Origin of the sequence: Mycobacterium sp. E3251 (genome assembly GCF_001666835.1) — a bacterium.
Taxonomy (GTDB): domain Bacteria; phylum Actinomycetota; class Actinomycetes; order Mycobacteriales; family Mycobacteriaceae; genus Mycobacterium.
This window is the reverse complement of the sequence record NZ_LZJF01000050.1, coordinates 1-2,099: the sequence shown is the minus strand read 5'-3', so window position 1 is coordinate 2,099 and position 2,099 is coordinate 1. Positions and strand designations below refer to the sequence as shown.

Sequence of the window (2,099 nt, the reverse complement as noted above, 5' to 3'; positions counted from 1 at the left end):
AGATCAACACCACGCTGAACAGCCTGTCGCGGTCGTTGACCGCGCTGAACGAGGGCCGTGGTGACTTCTTCGCGGTGATTCACAGCCTGGCGCTATTCGTCAGCGCCCTGCACAAGGACGACGAGCAATTCGTTGCGCTGAACAACAACCTGGCCCAATTCAGCGATAGGTTCACTGGGCCTGACAGGGACCTCGCCAATGCGATCCAACAGCTCGACGGCCTGCTCTCCACAGTGAGCCCGTTCTTGACCAAGAACCGCGACGTACTCGCGCACGACGTCGACAACCTCGCCACCCTGACCACCGCCCTGGCCCAACCCGACCCACTGAACGGTTCGGAGACCGCCTTGCACGTCCTGCCGACGTTGGAGACCAACCTCGGCCAGATTTACCACCCGTCGCACGGCGCACTCATGTCCATCCCGGCGATCCCCAACTTCGCCAACCCAATGCAGTTCTTCTGCAGCATGATTCAGGCCGGTAGCCGACTGGGCTATCAAGAGTCCGCCGAGCTGTGTGCGCAATACCTCGCGCCCATCCTCGATGCGGTCAAGTTCAACTACCTGCCCTTCGGGACGAACCTGTTCAGCACCGCCGAGACGCTCCCCAAAGAAGTCGCCTACTCCGAGCCGCGGCTGCACCCGCCCACCGGGTACAAAGACACCACCGTGCCCGGCATCTGGGTGCCCGACACCCCGTTCTCGCACCGAAACACCCAACCCGGATGGGTGGTCGCGCCGGGCATGCAAGGCACCCAGGTGGGGCCCATCACCGGCGGCCTGCTGACCCCCGAATCCCTGGCCGAACTGATGGGCGGCCCCGACACCGGACCCCCGCCCCCGGGGCCGCCGAACCCACCCGGGCCGCCGAACGCCTACGACGAAAACCCCGTGGTGCCACCAATCGGCCTGCAGGCCCCCCAGGTGCCGATCCCGCCACCGGCGCCCGGACCGGGTGTGATCCCTGGTCCGGTGGCACCGACGCCCGCGCCTGCTGGATCACCGCCGGCCGCCGCGTCGGCCGGGTCGACAGGCCCGGGCTCATGAGGCGCGCGACGAGCGCGCTGCGCGCGAGGAGCAAGCCGAACCGACGGACCCCGCGGGGCGCGACGAGCGCGCTGCGCGCGCCGCTGGCGCTCCTGATGGCTGCCCTCGCGCTGACGTCGTGCGCGAACTGGCGCGGAATCGCCAATCTGCCCATGCCCGGCGGTCCCGGCACCGGGTCCGGCTCCTACACCCTCTACGTGCAGATCCCCGACGCGCTGGCGATGAACAACAACAGCAGGGTGCAAGTGGCCGATGTCTTTGTCGGCACGGTGCGCGCGATCGAACTGAAGAACTGGGTCGCGACCCTGACGCTACATATGGACAAGAACATCAAGTTACCCAAGAACGCGACCGCCAAGATCGGGCAAATCACCCTCCTGGGTTCTCAGCATCTGGAACTGGCCGTGCCGTCCAACCCGTCCCCCGAGCTGCTGAAGGACGGCGACACCATCCCGCTGCAAAATTCGTCCGCTTACCCCACGATCGAGCAGACGCTGGCCAGCCTCGCCTTCATCGTGCGCGGCGGCGGCATCCCGAACCTGGAAGTGCTCGAGAATGAGGTCTACAACGCCGTGAACGGGCGGGCCGAGCAGATCCGTGCCTCCCTCGACAAGCTGGACACCTTCACCGCCCAACTCGATGAGCAACGCGATGACATCACCCGAGCCATCGATTCCACCGACCGGTTGCTGACGTATGTGGGTCCCCGCTCGGACGTTCTTGATCGGGTCCTGACCGAATTCCCGCCAGTTATCGAATATTTCGCGGACAAACAGAACCTGTTGGTCAACGCGGTCGATGCGACCGGCGCGCTCAGCGGAGTGTCCGACCAATACCTGTCCGCCTCGGTCAGCAACCTCCACCAGGATCTGCTCTCGCTGCAGTGCCCGTTGCGGGAACTCGGCCGCGCCTCACCGTATTTGATCCGTGCCCTCAAGCTGCTCCTGGCCCGGCCGTTTGACCTCGACGCCGTGCAGAAGGCGAGGCTGGCCAGCGTCTGCTCGATCGTGGGGTAAGCGGACGAATTTTGCAGCGGGATGGTGTCGCCGTCCT

The 2,099-nt window shown here is 65.7% G+C and carries 3 pseudogenes; 2 read left to right on the top strand and 1 reads right to left on the bottom strand.

The annotated features are described in order from the left end of the window. Positions 1–1,046 (top strand): annotated as a pseudogene (locus tag A5697_RS06380) (MCE family protein); the annotation flags it as partial. A 95-nt stretch (positions 1,047–1,141) separates the two neighbouring features. Next, positions 1,142–2,026 (top strand): annotated as a pseudogene (locus A5697_RS06375) (MCE family protein); the annotation flags it as partial. Here the strand turns inward: A5697_RS06375 and A5697_RS28270 are convergent. Then, positions 2,026–2,099: pseudogene (locus A5697_RS28270) on the bottom strand (hypothetical protein); the annotation flags it as partial. The pseudogenes A5697_RS06375 and A5697_RS28270 sit on opposite strands and share 1 nt — an antisense overlap.